The following is a 15,381-nucleotide window of genomic DNA, read 5'->3' as shown; positions in this document are numbered from 1 at the left end:
TCCATGCGATCTTCCTTCGAAGCGTCACCATAGACGTTACCTCAGCAGTTAACTCAGCCCAGGCACCCTCACGGCACACAGGAGATTCCCCTTAGTGCTGCTTCGTCTCCGACCTGACACGGTTCGAAGATTCCTGTTGCGCGAGACCCAGACATCAACATCACTTACTGAGGGCAGCCCTACAGCGGCCACCCCTCAGGAAGACCATCACCCCTGCTATAGCGGATTGCAGGTACAGGGCGCCGCTACCTCCCCGGTTGCATGGAAACTTTAAAACATATTTAATTGGCTGTGCACAAGATGCACCGCAGGCTACATTATATCTGACATGCCGCCCGCCGTCAAGCATTCTTCGCTTTTCCCTGTCTCAGGTCGCGAAAAAAGCTCTTCATCATCTCACTGCATTCATCCTGCCGCACACCACGTATAACCTCAACCTGATGATTGAACTGTTTCATGTCCAGCAGGTTTATTATGGAGCCCGCACATCCGGCCTTGGGATTCATACATCCTATCACCACATTTGGGATACGGGCCTGCACTATGGCCCCGGCACACATCTGGCACGGTTCAAGGGTCACATACATTGTGCACTCCTCCAGCCGCCAGTCGCCGAGCTTCTTTGACGCCTGTTCTATGGCCAGTATCTCCGCATGTGCAAGTGTGGTCTTTTTCAGATTTCTCTTGTTGAAGCCCCTTGCGATTATCCTGTCATCGTGGACTATGACACAGCCTATCGGAACATCGCCATTTGCATAAGCCCTCTTTGCCTGGGCTATGGCTTTATCCATATACTTCTCATGGATACGCCGCTCCTCCGGCGTCAGCTCATCTATATTGGTATCTTCCATTCTCTTTATCCTCTTCTTCCTATCTTATATCCACTATCCAGTAGCCGAAGCTTCCGGTCTTGATATGTGTCTCCTTCTCCGGCACGAATCTGTCAAATCCAAATATCCCGGCAAGGTATTTCTCCCTCGAGGAATACACCCCCGGAACTCCAAGTATATAACTGACGCGGTCATTATCTGGGGAAAATATGACTTTGCCGAACATCAGGTATTTGTAGCTGTAATACCCGTGTGTCAGGAAGCTGTTCACCCCGAGCTTCCAGTTGCACATGTCCAGCAGACCTATGTCATTCGGGGATATCTTCACGCTCTCTATGACGCTGTCCAACCCGTCATCCAGGGAGCTTCCCGGAAGAAGTGGCAGACGTTCATAGTTCTCAAACATTTTGTCTATCGCCGTTCCGGTCTCGGAGGTCTCGACCTCATCAGAACATACAGGCTCCGCCGGTGCAGCACAGCTCTCAAGCTCCAACTCTGCCGTGACCGTATCTGTTATGGAGGCCTCTCTCACCGCCTCGCTCAGTTCCTCAGCATCGCGGACCGCACGTTTCGCATCCCACATTCTAGAATAATCTATCACACTGTCCGTCCAGGACGAACAGAATATATCGCTGTCGTAATACTCCTGCCCCATATTTCCATCCGGCTGTATACGCCTTATGACGATACCGGCAAATGCAGTCACAGGCCGTCCGCTCTCCATGACATCATCCCAGCAGAATGAGAAGCACTCCTCACCGTGTCCATTTCTGAGTCTCATCTTACCGACGAGCACCGGCAGAGGGATCATCACGGGCTCATTTGTCTGTTCACCGCCCACTGCGCCTTCGTCGGCCAGCGTCTCCCTGTAAATGAACACGCCATAGATTTCCTCTCTGCTGTTCATTCCGTTTCTCAGTCCAACCGTGAGTCTTCCCGTTCTCCCCACCTTTGCCACCTTGGCAAATCCTGAATTTTCACATTTGTATCCGTCGTGATACCTGTAAATATACGATATAAATCGGTTCCAGTACACCATAGATAATCCTCCTCTCCCTTCCGGAATTCTGCGTCCTTTTCCGGGGGCTTTATCAATTATCTATGATTCTGTCTCACCACCTATGACATTATTTGTCCGTGAGAATGTCGCTCAAAGCTGCAAATTCCGCCAGACTCAAACTTTCTCCACGGATATTTGCTGATATTCCAAGGGATTCCAGTGCCTTTGCGATCTGCTCCTTGGTAAATGACAGTTCTCCGCTGTTGGCTATGCCGTTCTGAAGAGTCTTTCTTCTCTGGTTAAATGATGCTCTTATCAGCCTGAACATGAGCTGCTCGTCCTTCACCTTGACCGGCGGCTCCTGGTATCTGTTCAGTCTGATGACCGCTGAGCCCACACCCGGTCTCGGTATAAAGCAGTTTGGCGGAACATTTGCCACTATATACGGCTCGGCATAATACTGAACTGCCAGGGACAGTGCTCCGTAATCCTTGGTTCCCGGGCCCACCTGCATGCGGTCCGCAACCTCCTTCTGCACCATGACCGTCACCGAGAGAAGCGGCACATGCTTCTCGAAAAGTCCCATGATGATCGGTGTGGTTATATAGTATGGAAGATTCGCAACCACCTTGATAGGCCTGCCGCCATTTCTCTCCTCCACGATCTTGTTGATATCCACCTTCAGTATGTCATCGTTGATGATGGTCACATTGTCGTACTCCGCAAGGGTCTCGTCCAGAATAGGGAGAAGATTCTTGTCTATCTCCACCGCCACAACCTGTCCGGCACTCTCCGCAAGATACTGGGTCATGGTTCCTATTCCCGGACCTATCTCCAGCACGCAGTCGTCCTTCGTGATGTCCGCTGCGCTGATTATCTTATTTATGACATGGGCATCTATGAGGAAATTCTGACCGAACTTCTTCTGAAATGCAAATTCGTATTTCTTTATCGTCTCTATCGTAACCTGTGGATTGCTTAACTTCTCCATGCTTTGTCCTTTCCTGCGTCCAGACAATGGCGGTTTCATCAAGATTTTTGTCACGACCAGGGCTTTGTGGTATGCCTGTCTGGGGAATACCACAAAGTCCTGGTCTCAATTCACATTACGAAACCTCCATTGCCTGTAATCTACGTTTTTATTACATCTTGTACATTTTCAGGGCATTCGCGTATGTCTGGTCATACACTTTCTGAACCGGAACGCCCTTGATCTCGGCTATCTTCTCAGCTATATAAGGTATGTTGAGGGCAGAGTTCCTTGTTCCCCGGAATGGAACCGGAGCCATGTATGGGGAGTCTGTTTCGAGAACTATCTTTTCCAGAGGGATGTCCTCCACGACCTCCTGAAGCTTCCGGCTGTTTTTGAAGGTGACAACTCCGCCAACACCGATATGGAATCCCATCTTAATATATTCCCTGGCCTGCTCAACGCTGTATGAATAGCAGTGTATCACACCGCCATTTCTGCCGCCATCCATTCTTTTAAGCATCTCCATAGTGTCTGATGCCGCATCACGACTGTGTATAATGATCGGCATGGCAAGCTCCTGCGCAAGCTCAAGCTGCCTGAGAAACCATTTCTTCTGAACATCCCTCGGAGGATCATCATCAAAATGATAATCAAGACCTATCTCTCCTATGGCTCTCACCTTTGGATTATCCAGCACCATGCTCTTAAGCTCCTGTATATCCGTCTCCGTCAGCTCTCCTACCTCACTCGGATGTACGCCGACTGCCGCATAAAAATGCGGATATTTTGCGGCAAGCCCCACCGAATTCCTCGATGACTGCATATCCGCTCCGACGTTCATGACCTTGTCTATATCTTTCTCAAGGAATTCTGCAATTAACTGTTCTCTGTCCTCATCAAACTGAGTATCGTCATAATGACCATGTGTCTCAAATATCATATCTCAAACCTCTCTTATGGTACTAATGCATTGTTTATAGTACCGCAATATCGTATCCGTCACGCTGTATTATACAGAAATACCCGCACTTTGTGAACGTTTAATTATTTGTTTATGATTAGTTATTAATCTTTATAAATAGATTAATCTTTAAACACATTTTTTTCACAAATCCTGGATATACTAACAATTGTAAAGAGTTTTTCATTTATTTGAATCCTCTCTCCCCTCATTTTTTTGCAAGAGGCAGCAGATCTTCCCCGTTCTGTTACCTCTTGTTTTTTTGTGTCCAAAACTGTATATTTATCATAACATTTTACATAACAGGAGGACTTTCATGATTTCAAAGAAATATTCATCAATGTTAAACAACACTTCCATCATCAGGGAATTTGCACAGTATGCTTCAAAGCGTGCCGCTGAGATCGGTGCTGAGAATGTGTTCAACTATACTATAGGCAATCCATCTGTGCCTACCACAGACGACTTCAACAAGGGACTTATCGACCTTATCCAGAATGAGGATTCACTGGCACTCCACGGCTACAGCCCTACACTTACCATCTACTCTGTAAGAAAGGCTGTCGCAGAATCACTGAACCGCCGTTTCGGCATGGAGTATGTTCCTGAGGACATTTTCATGACATCAGGTGCTGCCGGAGCCCTGGCCCACGCCATCAGATGTGTCACAGAGCCGGGCGACGAGGTTATCACATTTGCGCCTTACTTCCCTGAGTATGTACCATACGTTGACGGAACCGGTGCTGTTCTCAAGGTCGTTCCCGCGGACATAACTTCATTCCAGATCAACTTTGACGCATTCCTCGAGATGATGAACCCAAATGTTCAGGCAATCCTCATCAACTCGCCTAACAACCCATCCGGAATCGTCTACTCAACAGAGACCATAACACGTCTTGCCCAGATCCTCACAGAGAAACAGGAGGAGTACGGACATGACATTTACCTTATATCAGACGAGCCTTACAGAGAGATCGTATTTGAGGGAACTGATTCGCCATTCATCTCAAAGTTCTACGACAACACCATCTGCTGCTACTCATTCAGCAAGTCTCTGTCACTGCCTGGAGAGCGTATCGGATACGTGGCTGTAAACCCTAAGTGCAAGGATGCCGAGCTCATCATCAACATGTGCGGACAGGTATCACGTTTCACAGGACACAACTGTCCTTCATCTCTGATACAGCTCGGAGTTGCAAAGGTGCTTGATGAGACATCTGATCTGTCTATCTACGAGAAGAACAAGAACATCCTGTACAAGGAGCTCACAGCTATGGGATATGAGTGTGTTGAGCCAGGCGGAACCTTCTATATGTTCCCTAAGACTCCTATCGCAGATGCAAATGAGTTCTGTAACATGACTGCCCATGAGCTTGATCTGATCCTTGTTCCTGGCGACAGCTTTATGTGTCCGGGACATATGAGACTGGCTTACTGTACTACAACAGATATGGTTGAGCGCTCTCTGCCACTGTTTGAGAAGGCTATTAAGATGTGTAAATAATGATCTGTGTGTACGACAATAATAGATCTTGTTTGTACAAAATTATTTTAGGAAAGTATAGAGATATAGCATATGACTAACATAAAGATAATTCTCGCCTCGGGATCGCCTAGAAGAAAGGAACTTCTGGCCCAGGCGGGATACGACTTCGATGTGTGTCCAAGTCTTTCTGATGAAGATCTTGAACCGATGGCTCCATCTGAATATGTAATGCTTCTGGCTAAGAAGAAGGCAGATGAAGTGTGCAACAGGATCATCGCCCAGGATGTTGTAAGACGGGTTAAAAAGCTTCCTGAACGCTTCGTTGTCCTCGGCGCAGACACTGTTGTATCGCTGAACGGAAGGATTCTTGGTAAGCCTTACGACTACGACGATGCATACAACACCTTGAACAGTCTGTCCGACCAGACGCATCAGGTGTACACCGGCGTGTGTCTGATATATGTGAACGGAAGAGCCAAGTCATCCAGCTCATTCTATGAGAAGACGGATGTCACCTTCTATCCAGTATCCCACGACGAGATAATCCAGTACCTCGCCACAAATGAGCCGTTTGACAAAGCCGGAAGCTATGGAATTCAGGGCAAGGGCGGTCTGTTCGTCAAGGGAATTGATGGCGACTACAACAATGTTGTCGGGCTGCCGCTTGCCAGAGTCTATCACGAGCTTGAGGAATTAGTATCGGAAGAGTAGGTATACTAACCACCAAAATAAATAAACCAGCTGCTGCTACATTTTGTAACGACGGCTGGTTTATTTTTTACTGTAAATATTTAGTGTAATTTACCATATTCTGATTTATACTTTACTTAAACAGAAAGGGGCGAAACAATTATGAACGACAAGAAAAAGAAAAAGATCCTGTTAATAGGCATTATTATAGGGGTAATGCTTGCAGCGATTATTATAAGTGCCATCATTCTTTTCAGGGATGACACCAAGGAGGGTGTCCATGAGGGAGGTACATTCACTGAAAAGATGACAGAGGGTACAACAGAGAGAAAGGCGGATGTCAAGACGACTTCCAAGGCTACAACCACCGAGAAGGCAACCAAGGCTGCTACCTCGGAAAAGAGCAAGAAGGGTTCTGCTAAAACTGCGAAGAAGGACAAGAAGGGTTCTGCTACAACTACAGAATCTACAACGAAGAAACCAAGCAGCCAGACAACAACCGAGGCAAAGACACCGGGCAGAGAGGATGGCAAGGTAACGACCAGCCAGCCAGTTACCACCGAGAGGTCAACGACTGAGACGCCAACTGAGAGACCTACCACAGCTGCTACAACCGAGAGACCTACAACTGAGAAACCAAAGTCGGAGCCAACGACCACTGAGCATGTCCATACCTGGAAAGATGTGTATGAGACTCAGGAGAAGAAAGTTTGCGTATCTGAGGCTTGGGATGAGGATGTATACGAGGATCGAGATTTTTGCTCATACTGTGGAAAAGACATCACATACGATGAAAACCATATCTTTAGATGTGGTAGAAAATACTACGATGAGGATATCGGCGAAGAGATCTACGAAGGTTCAAGCGCAATAATCAGACCTACCAAGGTAGACACCATCCACCACCCTGCCGAGTACGAGATCCAGAAGGAAAAGGTACTCGTAGGCAGAAAATGTAGCACCTGCGGCGCATGGCAGTAGCTGATACAGGAATCCTGATGTGAAAACATCGGGATTCTTTTTTTTATGCAAATGTGTCGCCTAAGTCCGGACTAGAACTTGAGGGTGATTTGCCCTAATTAATCCTCTTCTTGAATCAATATATACAAACGTTCAGACATATCAAACGAGAGGAAAATCTCGTTTGACCTTCTGGGATTTTTACAGCAAGTTTTTACACTATAATTTATTTGTTTATGCGAAAATGTATGGTAAGATAAATTGTAGAATTGATAAAAAAAGGGGAGAAAAGCGTGGTGAAGAGATAGGACCAGTGTGTAACAGCATTGGTCTTATTTTTTTTGATGGGGATGAGGGTGATCCTTCCCTAATTAGCCATTCTCTGAATCAATATATATAAACATTCAGATATATCAAACAGGGGAGTATCAGTCTGGGACCGGGCTTCAGGAGAGCGACTAAAAAATGCAAAAGCCAGGGAACAAAAGAGGGGCAATTATACGTCTGTATAAAGTGTAATGGTATTTTATTACCAAATAATTTTGCATGTCACATAAGGTAGTGGCGGATGAGTGGTATGATCCGGCGGCGCAGAAATTCGATTTTTCAGGGCTGATCTCAAAGATTCGGGATGCCCTGGAAAAAATCTATGACAGGTATGGGATCACTGGATTAGAGCCGGGCAAAGGCTTGGGTACTTAGAGGTCATCCATGGGACCTTCGCCCATCCATTATTCTTATTTGACGCCTGGGATACAAACCTTGCTACCGTCATAGTAGTGCGCATTTGTACACTCAACTGCCTTGAAAGTTCTTCATTCAGAGGGCAGTTTATCTTACGTATAATTAATAATCTGTTCAAAGAAAAAGTGGCAGGCGTCATATATACAGACATCTGCCACTTTTAATTACATCTCATATTTATCTTCTATCTCAGTTCTTTCTTCACATTGAAGATAGTTCCAACAACCTTTGGTCCTGCATTGGATGCAACTGCTGCCCCGATCTGGAAATAGTCTGATGGGCCATATCCAACCTTCTCCGTCATACGGGCTGTCAGCTCGTCTCTTACGGTCTCATCGTTTCCATATACTATCTGGTACTCTGAACCCGGCTCCATCTCTTCCACTGTGACATCCACCATCTTTGCCATGAGCTTCTTCTCGCCGCGGCACTTGATAGCTGTCACGATCTCATTTGCCCAGATCTTCATGATAGGCTTCACGCCGAGTGCGTCACCAACCAGAGCTGCCGCACTTGGGATTCTTCCTGACTTGGCTGCATACTTGAGGCCATATATTCCGAAGTATATCCTTCTCTTTGGAAGCTCTTCCTTCAGATACCACACTATATCCCTGGCATCCCTGCCCTCCTGAACCATTCTAGCTGCCACAACCACCGGATAGCCATACTGTCCACTGTAGCCTATTCCGTCAAATACATATATATTGCACTTTCCGGCACACTCAGGATATTCCTCCTCGAACTGATCTGCGGCCATCTGCGCATTTGCATATGAGGCAGAACCATCCTTGTTGATGCTTACATATATAATATCCGTGTAACCCTGCTCCACCAGCTCCTTATACACCTCGCCGAACTGGTACGCTGTGATCTGTGATGTCTTTGGAAGATCATCATTCTCTGCCATGAGCTTGTAGAAGCCCTCATTGTCAAAATCGACTCTGCTCAGATAAGACTTGCCACCTATTACGACCGGGAAAGGAAGAATCTTGATTCCAAGCTCCTTCTCCTCATTCTCTGAAATGTCACTGGCAGAATCTGTCATTATAATAATTTTTCCCATAATTCACAAAACTCCATTTTTTGCTAATGAGCAGACGCATGAAATGCGCTGCGCGCGGCGTCTGCGTGCTTCATAAGATGTCACTAAGCCCAGCTTAGTGACGGCGCACCCAGTGCGCCACCTCCTTACGAAAATTTACTTATCATTCTCCATACGCCACTTGATACATCTGTTGAGATAATGAACATAATCAGGGTTCTTGCACATACCCTTGCCCTTATCATCAGATATCTTGGCAACATCCATGCCGTTACATGCTGTAGTCTTCATAACTATGTTGAGCGGTTCATCGCACGTATCGTTGGATATATATGTTCCTATTCCAAATGCAACCTTGATCTTGTCCTTAAAATAGCTGTTGAGTTTGTCCGCTTTCTCGAAATCAAGGCTGTCGCTGAACAGAAGTGTCTTGGTCTTTGGATCAAGTCCAAGCTTCTCATAATGATGAACCATCTTGTCGCCCCACTCATAAGGATCGCCACTGTCGTGTCTCACCCCACTGAAAAGTGTCGCATATGTGAGCTGGAAATCCTTCAGGAAGCAATCTGTTGTGATGGCATCAGTGAGAGCTGTTCCGTTCAGCACTCCATACTCCTTAACCCATGCATCCAATGCATACCAGTTGGAATATGCAGGATTGTGCTTATGATTACCCTGTCCAACACACATGATCCACTCATGCGCCATAGTTCCAACCGGAACCAGATTATACTTCCTTGCCAGATATACATTACTTGTTCCGACAAATGTTGAACCCGGATACTTGCGCTTGCTGAGTTCCTTGACTGCAAGCTCCTGAGCTTCAGCCGAAAGTCTTCTTCTGAGTCCAAACTCACTGAAAGCTCCAAGGTTATACTCTCCGGTCTCGACTTTTCGGACCTTCTCATCAAGCTTCTCCCTGAATGATGCAAGCAGCTTATCATAGTCATCGTTCATTCTGAAGTAGACCTCATTCACTATAGCCAGAGTAGGTATCTCATACATGGAAGTATTGAGCCAAGTGCCTCTCGCCTCTATCTTCAGTCCACACTCAGCGTCATCTGATATCTCAAAGTCCTCATATCTTGCCTTCCAGAGTCTCAGAAAATCAACATAAGAACCCTTTATCCACTTGATATTGTGCAGATACTCAAGCTCCTCCTCTGTAAATCTCAGATCACAGTAGAGCTGTATCTGTCTCTTGATTTCATCAACCATCTCCTTTGTGAAGAACACGTCAGTATTCCTGCACTTGAATGACCATGTTGTCTTATAGTCACTGAACTGATGGTAAATCGCCTGTCCCATACTAAACTTGTACATATCCGTTTCAAGCAGGCTTGTGATTATTCTTTCCATTTTTATACTCTTCTTTCTCTTTTTATCCACTCCACACATACGACTTAACCGCCATATATCACGGAAATACGGAAGTATACGCAAGTTCAAATACTTCCACTTATAATAAGTTAGCACACAGCCCGCTGTCAAGCACTATTACCTTGCAACTATTACATATAGTATTGTATAATGTTACCGTTCAGAGCCATGCAGCACAATATAAGAAGTGGCTTGTCATGCTTGCATGAACAAGACATTTCTTATATTGTGCTATACGGCGGATACGCCGCACCGAACAGGCTCGAAGAGACTGTGAGGTGGCATGGCTCTGAATGCCGCAGGGCACACCAGCCGAACAGGCTCGAAGAGACTGTGAGGTGGCATGGCTCTGAACACAGCGGAGTCGTACACTTCGAACAGGCTCGAAGAGACTGTGAGGTGGCATGGCTCTGTGTATACATTATGAAAAGAGGATAGATTATGTTAGAGCAGAACAACGGAAAAAAGCCTAAGAAGTACGCTGGTATTCTGGCTCACCCGACATCATTCCCAAGTCCTTATGGAATCGGAGATCTGGGTCCGGGCGCTTATCAGTTTATCGACTTTCTTGCAGCTTCAGGATTAAATCTGTGGCAGGTGCTTCCACTCGGTCACACGGGCTTTGGCGATTCACCTTATCAGCCATTTTCAGCATTTGCAGGACAACCACTTATCATCGATATCGACTACCTCAGAAAGAAGAAGTTACTTCTGGACGAGGACTTCTCAGCTATGCCTGACTGGGATCCTGAGAAGATCGACTATGGAACACTTATAGAATTCAAGACTGGCCTTCTGAAGAAAGCGTACGAGAGATTTATCGACGCTGACTATGCAGATGATATGTCAGGAGACGAGGATCTCATGGCAAAGTTCGATGCATTTGTCAAGAATACATCATGGCTTGCTGACTACTCTCTGTTCATGGCAGGCAAGGATGCGCACGAGGGAATGCCTTGGTACATGTGGGATGATTCACTGAAGAAGCCGACCGCAAGGCAGAAGACCGCATGGAAGAAGAAGCTTGCAGACGGCATCGGCTACTACAACTTCCTACAGTTCCTTTTTACAGAGCAGTGGCAGGCCCTCAAGACATATGCAAATGATCTCGGAATCAGTATAGTAGGTGACACACCTATATTCCTCGCATGGGACAGCGCAGACGTATGGTCCAATCAGGAACTGTTTCTGCTGGATTCAAAGGGATACCCTATCGAGGTTGCAGGTGTTCCACCAGATTATTTCTCAGCTACCGGTCAGCTCTGGGGCACCCCTCTGTACAACTGGAAAAAGCATACCGAGACAGGCTATGCATGGTGGATAGAGAGAATCAAATATCAGCTCACAGTAACAGATTTCCTCAGGATAGATCACTTCAGGGGATTTGACCGTTACTGGGCAGTTCCTTACGGTGAGGAGACCGCCATCAACGGCGAGTGGAAGCCAGCTCCAGGGCTGAACTTCTTCACACAGCTCGAAGCTAATCTCGGCTACCATCTTCCTATCATCGCCGAGGATCTCGGCGAGATAGATGATTCAGTCATAGAACTCAGAGACAAATTCGGACTTCCTGGAATGAAGATCCTTCAGTTTGCATTTGAAAATCCAAACGAGAACGACTTCCTTCCACATAACTATACACCTAATTGTGTATGCTATACAGGAACACACGACAACGACACCACCCTTGGATGGTATACGCAGGCTTATGAAGCTTCAAAGGATAAGCTCAGAAGATACTACAGCACTGATGCAAGTGATATCTGCTGGGTTATGATAAGAGCATGCTTCTCTTCTGTTGCCAACATGGCCATCGTTCCTATGCAGGACGTGCTAAAGCTCGACTCATGGGCACGTATGAACACGCCAGGCGTTGGAGAGGGCAACTGGGCATGGAGATTCAAAGCCTCAGACCTGGGCAAGCAGTTGTCAGACAGGCTTCTTGAGACATCAAAGCTCTATGGAAGATATACTCCAATACCGGAGAAGAAGGATTCTGAGGAGAAGTAATCATACGACGAGTCAAATCAATGCTGGAACATTTAAAATAGCATAAGGAGAATTATAATATTGAGAACAATATTTGCATATTTATTTGCCTTTCTGGGCATCATCCTGTGTACTCCGTATCACCTGTATCTGTACCTTCTGGCTAAGAAGGATCAGGAAAAGGCGTACCGCCATGCCCAGAAACTGGTCAAAGGCTTCTTTGGAATAGTCATGTTCATATGCGGTGCCAAGTGCACTGTCATAGGTCTGGAACGGGTGCCCAAAGATCAGCCTATTCTGTTTGTCGGCAACCACAGAAGCTTCTTTGATATACTGTGCTGTCACAACGCACTGGACAGACCTCTGGGATTTATGTCCAAGGACGGAATCCTGAAGGTTCCTATCCTTCCATGGTATATGAAGGACATAGGATGTACATTCCTTGACAGATCCGACCTGAAGAAGGGACTGGAGACTATCATGCAGTCGGCTGATATCGTAAAATCCGGACATTCCATGATGGTATTTCCTGAAGGACACAGAAATAACGGCGAAGAACTTCTTCCTTTCAAGGACGGAGCATACAAGATCGCACAGAAGGCCGGATGTCCTATCGTACCTGTATCCATATGCGGAACAGACAATATCATGGAGGCCAACAAGCACAACTTTATCAGAAGTCACAAGGTGGTCATCGAATTTCTTGACCCTATAGACATAAACGGAATGAAACCAAAGGAGCGCAAGGAGGTTCTTGAAACCATTCCAGGGCTCATTCAGGAAGCAAGGGTTAAGAATCTTCCCCTTGCAACAAAAAAGTGATCAGACTATAATAATCTGATCACGGCAAGACAAAACACCAATAACTAAATATAATCAGGAGGAACTAAACATGGCATGGTGGGTATGGTTGATAATAGTTGCAGTTATACTTATCGGAGGTCTTATTGCATTATACATAGTGGGCAATAAGCTTCAGAAAAAGCAGTCTGCACAGAAGGAAATGATGAAGGAACAGGCACAGCCTGTGACGATGCTTGTCATCGACAAGAAGATGCTCCCTATGAAGGATGCCGGATTGCCTAAGATGGTAATGGAACAGACACCAAAGCGTTACCAGAAGGCCAAGATGCCTATAGTAAAGGCCAAGATCGGACCTCAGATCATGAATCTTATCTGTGATGACGGTATATATGATCAGATGCCTGTCCGCGGAGAGGTAAAGGCTATGGTCAGCGGTATCTATATCATGAGCGTCAAGAATGTTCGTGGTAAGATCGAGGAGAAGAAGGGCAAGAAGACCTTTGGTGAGAAGCTTCGTGCAAAGCAGAGAAAGTATCAGGATATGTACGATAAGGATGTAGCCGAGTCAAAGCTCAGCAAGGAGCAGAAGGCCGCAGCCAAGGCTAAGGCCAAGGAAGAAAAAGAGAGAGCTAAAAAGATCCTGAAGATGTAACAGCTTGAAAGGAGATTCCCAATATGAAGAAATGTCATATTAACCTCCGCGAACTTGGAATAGCTTTACTCGCACCGATATGCATAACTTTTGTCCATGGGCTTATTCCATCATCTCTGGTATCATGTGTTATAATAATTATTCTCTGCGGATGTATACACCATATATATCCTTGGATATTCACCACAGGAGATAACCGTAACAATAAAAACAGAACAGGAACGAGATCACTCTCATTCCTGTTCTGTTTTTGTATTTTTATACTTATTGTCATAACAGGCCTCAGTCTGCAGTTCTTTTCGACCGGAATACTGAACGCCATTGAGCTCCATCGTCCAGAGCTTCTCGGCAGTTACAGAGACATGGTTCGTTCATCATTCTCTCTAAACAACGGTATCTTCAGAGTTACAACAGTCATGCTGCTTGCACCGGTCTGTGAGGAGCTTGTGTTCAGAGGGATCTCTCTGAGTTCTTCCAGACGTGCATTTACATGCAGACATTCAGATGCCATCGCCATCCTACTGTCAGCGCTGCTGTTCGCCCTTTATCACGGCAATTTAGTCCAGTTCTGCTACGCCCTTCCCATGGGAATCCTTCTCGCGCTGCTCGCCACATGGACGTCTTCCCTGCTGCCATCGATCCTTCTTCACATAACGATCAACGTATCTTCTTATTTCACCGGGATGCTGCCATTTGCACTGCCACATACAGGCTGTATACTTGCAACTGGTATCACGTCAGCCGCAGGCTTCATCGCCCTATATCTGCTGTTGCGCCGAAGTGGCAAATCACACAAAGTATCTTGACATGTGATACACATACACTTTTTCATCGGGATCCTCTTCGTATCCTGACAACTTGATGATATTCTTCAACACAAAATACCTGCTGTCCCTCATGACTCTCTGATATTCAAATGTCGGGTAGTACAGCATTAGATATATATTTCTCGGTGCCCTGCGCACGGAATCTATTATATTGTCTATGACCTTCTTGAACACCTCCGGGGAAAATGGATTGAAGAAATAGAAATAATTATCTTCATCTGCAACCTCATACTCTTGCGCCGGAATGTTATAGAAGTTCATCCTGTCTTCCTGATCATAAAATCTGCTCTGATAACCCGCGGCATTTTCCAGAAGCTTCTCGTATATGTCAGCATCTGCCTCTATACCCGTGGCGCGGCAGTAATGCCTTGAGTTGCCATAGAACAACACACGCCCCAGTCCGCAGCCAAAATCAACAAGTGTATCCTCCGGCTCCATGGACACGGCATTGAACAGGGTCACAAGATCCCTGTAGTAAGTCGCCTGATATATATTATTCTCCTCGGTGGGCTGCTCCGCACCTATACACAGCGTCGTATCTATAGACAAAAAATCATCAAACGCCTTCTCGTCATCCATATAGCTATCCTCACTCCACGGTTATCCTGAGTACGTTAAACGATACACATTCATTGCCATAATCCATCACATACACCACGACCAAACCAAACCCCTTTTCCGTCTCCACGAGCTGATAGCCTTCAGTGAGTATGCTTATATTCATCATACCAACCGGAGTAGAATAAAATGCCTCTCTGGTCTCTCCCGGTCTGAATGACATGGCAGCACTGACTTCGCCCTTCTTTGTCAGGTCAAGTCCTAATTTGTCAAACTTCAGCAGATTTCTCGCCGGTTTCTCAAGATCCTCATAATACTCATCGTATTTCAGGTAAAATACCCCATCCTTCTCATGAAGGCTTCCCCTGGTAACAAGCTCTATGGGTTCAACATTGTTCTCTTCCCTGCTCGTCCTCTGCTCTCCAACTACTGTCACAGTAACATTCTTTACCATATAAACTTCCAATCTATGTAATTTTATAAAT

At 46.0% G+C, this 15,381-nt stretch carries 15 protein-coding genes and 1 other RNA gene; 7 read left to right on the top strand and 9 right to left on the bottom strand.

Translation table 11 applies throughout. From position 1 onward, the window contains the following. Position 1: 1 nt before the first annotated feature. From ffs to DWW70_RS07285, 5 genes are all read right to left on the bottom strand, one after another. Positions 2–265: signal recognition particle sRNA large type (gene ffs / locus DWW70_RS07305), an RNA gene on the bottom strand. 76 nt (positions 266–341) lie between these two features. After that, entirely contained in the window at positions 342–851 is a 510-nt protein-coding gene (gene tadA, locus DWW70_RS07300; RefSeq protein ID WP_015534501.1) for a tRNA adenosine(34) deaminase TadA, read from the bottom strand. A 19-nt stretch (positions 852–870) separates the two neighbouring features. After that, positions 871–1,869: a DUF6128 domain-containing protein gene (locus tag DWW70_RS07295; protein ID WP_118649551.1), complete on the bottom strand. Its 999-nt coding sequence runs from the start codon at positions 1,867–1,869 to the stop codon at positions 871–873. Between the two features lie 88 nt (positions 1,870–1,957). Beyond that, entirely contained in the window at positions 1,958–2,821 is an 864-nt protein-coding gene (rsmA, locus tag DWW70_RS07290; RefSeq protein WP_015534498.1) for a 16S rRNA (adenine(1518)-N(6)/adenine(1519)-N(6))-dimethyltransferase RsmA, read from the bottom strand. 151 nt (positions 2,822–2,972) lie between these two features. After that, positions 2,973–3,743 carry a TatD family hydrolase gene (locus DWW70_RS07285; RefSeq protein WP_118649550.1) on the bottom strand — a complete coding sequence of 257 codons (771 nt, stop codon included), beginning with the start codon at positions 3,741–3,743 and terminating at the stop codon, positions 2,973–2,975. 337 nt (positions 3,744–4,080) lie between these two features. On the opposite strand from DWW70_RS07285, the gene DWW70_RS07280 reads away from it, so the two are divergent. From DWW70_RS07280 to DWW70_RS07270, 3 genes are all read left to right on the top strand, one after another. Beyond that, a complete protein-coding gene (locus tag DWW70_RS07280) occupies positions 4,081–5,268 on the top strand; it encodes a pyridoxal phosphate-dependent aminotransferase (RefSeq protein WP_118649549.1) in 1,188 nt (395 codons plus the stop codon). Between the two features lie 72 nt (positions 5,269–5,340). After that, on the top strand, positions 5,341–5,961 hold the full coding sequence (locus DWW70_RS07275) for a Maf family protein (protein ID WP_118649548.1): 621 nt from the start codon (positions 5,341–5,343) through the stop codon (positions 5,959–5,961). Between the two features lie 141 nt (positions 5,962–6,102). Continuing rightward, positions 6,103–6,921: a hypothetical protein gene (locus tag DWW70_RS07270; protein ID WP_118649547.1), complete on the top strand. Its 819-nt coding sequence runs from the start codon at positions 6,103–6,105 to the stop codon at positions 6,919–6,921. Positions 6,922–7,828: 907 nt separating this feature from the next. Here the strand turns inward: DWW70_RS07270 and DWW70_RS07260 are convergent. Both DWW70_RS07260 and pncB read right to left on the bottom strand, forming a co-directional pair. Then, positions 7,829–8,707 carry a DegV family protein gene (locus DWW70_RS07260; protein ID WP_118649546.1) on the bottom strand — a complete coding sequence of 293 codons (879 nt, stop codon included), beginning with the start codon at positions 8,705–8,707 and terminating at the stop codon, positions 7,829–7,831. Positions 8,708–8,842: 135 nt separating this feature from the next. Next, on the bottom strand, positions 8,843–10,084 hold the full coding sequence (gene pncB / locus DWW70_RS07255) for a nicotinate phosphoribosyltransferase (RefSeq protein WP_117874370.1): 1,242 nt from the start codon (positions 10,082–10,084) through the stop codon (positions 8,843–8,845). Positions 10,085–10,507: 423 nt separating this feature from the next. Here pncB and malQ point away from each other — a divergent pair, with 423 nt between their 5' ends. From malQ to DWW70_RS07235, 4 genes are all read left to right on the top strand, one after another. Next, positions 10,508–12,076, top strand: a complete 1,569-nt coding sequence (gene malQ, locus DWW70_RS07250) for a 4-alpha-glucanotransferase (protein WP_118649545.1) — start codon at positions 10,508–10,510, stop codon at positions 12,074–12,076. A 60-nt stretch (positions 12,077–12,136) separates the two neighbouring features. Then, positions 12,137–12,877 carry a lysophospholipid acyltransferase family protein gene (locus tag DWW70_RS07245; protein WP_055145816.1) on the top strand — a complete coding sequence of 247 codons (741 nt, stop codon included), beginning with the start codon at positions 12,137–12,139 and terminating at the stop codon, positions 12,875–12,877. A 70-nt stretch (positions 12,878–12,947) separates the two neighbouring features. Then, positions 12,948–13,511 (top strand): hypothetical protein, encoded by a 564-nt coding sequence (locus tag DWW70_RS07240; protein WP_022217333.1) that lies wholly within the window; start codon positions 12,948–12,950, stop codon positions 13,509–13,511. Positions 13,512–13,534: 23 nt separating this feature from the next. Next, a complete protein-coding gene (locus DWW70_RS07235) occupies positions 13,535–14,317 on the top strand; it encodes a CPBP family glutamic-type intramembrane protease (RefSeq protein WP_022217334.1) in 783 nt (260 codons plus the stop codon). Here DWW70_RS07235 and DWW70_RS07230 read toward each other — a convergent pair. Then, the gene (locus DWW70_RS07230) at positions 14,300–14,917 is read right to left on the bottom strand and encodes a histone methylation protein DOT1 (RefSeq protein ID WP_015534489.1); all 618 of its coding nucleotides are present in this window, start codon (positions 14,915–14,917) and stop codon (positions 14,300–14,302) included. The genes DWW70_RS07235 and DWW70_RS07230 overlap by 18 nt on opposite strands. A gap of 10 nt (positions 14,918–14,927) precedes the next feature. Next, entirely contained in the window at positions 14,928–15,350 is a 423-nt protein-coding gene (locus DWW70_RS07225) for a DUF1934 domain-containing protein (RefSeq protein ID WP_055145825.1), read from the bottom strand. Positions 15,351–15,381 lie beyond the last annotated feature (31 nt).

The sequence above is a fragment of the Coprococcus sp. AF16-5 genome (assembly GCF_003479365.1).
Taxonomy (GTDB): Bacteria; Bacillota; Clostridia; order Lachnospirales; family Lachnospiraceae; genus Coprococcus; species Coprococcus aceti.
Note: the sequence above shows the minus strand (reverse complement) of the source record. Positions and strands in the feature narration are given on the sequence as shown.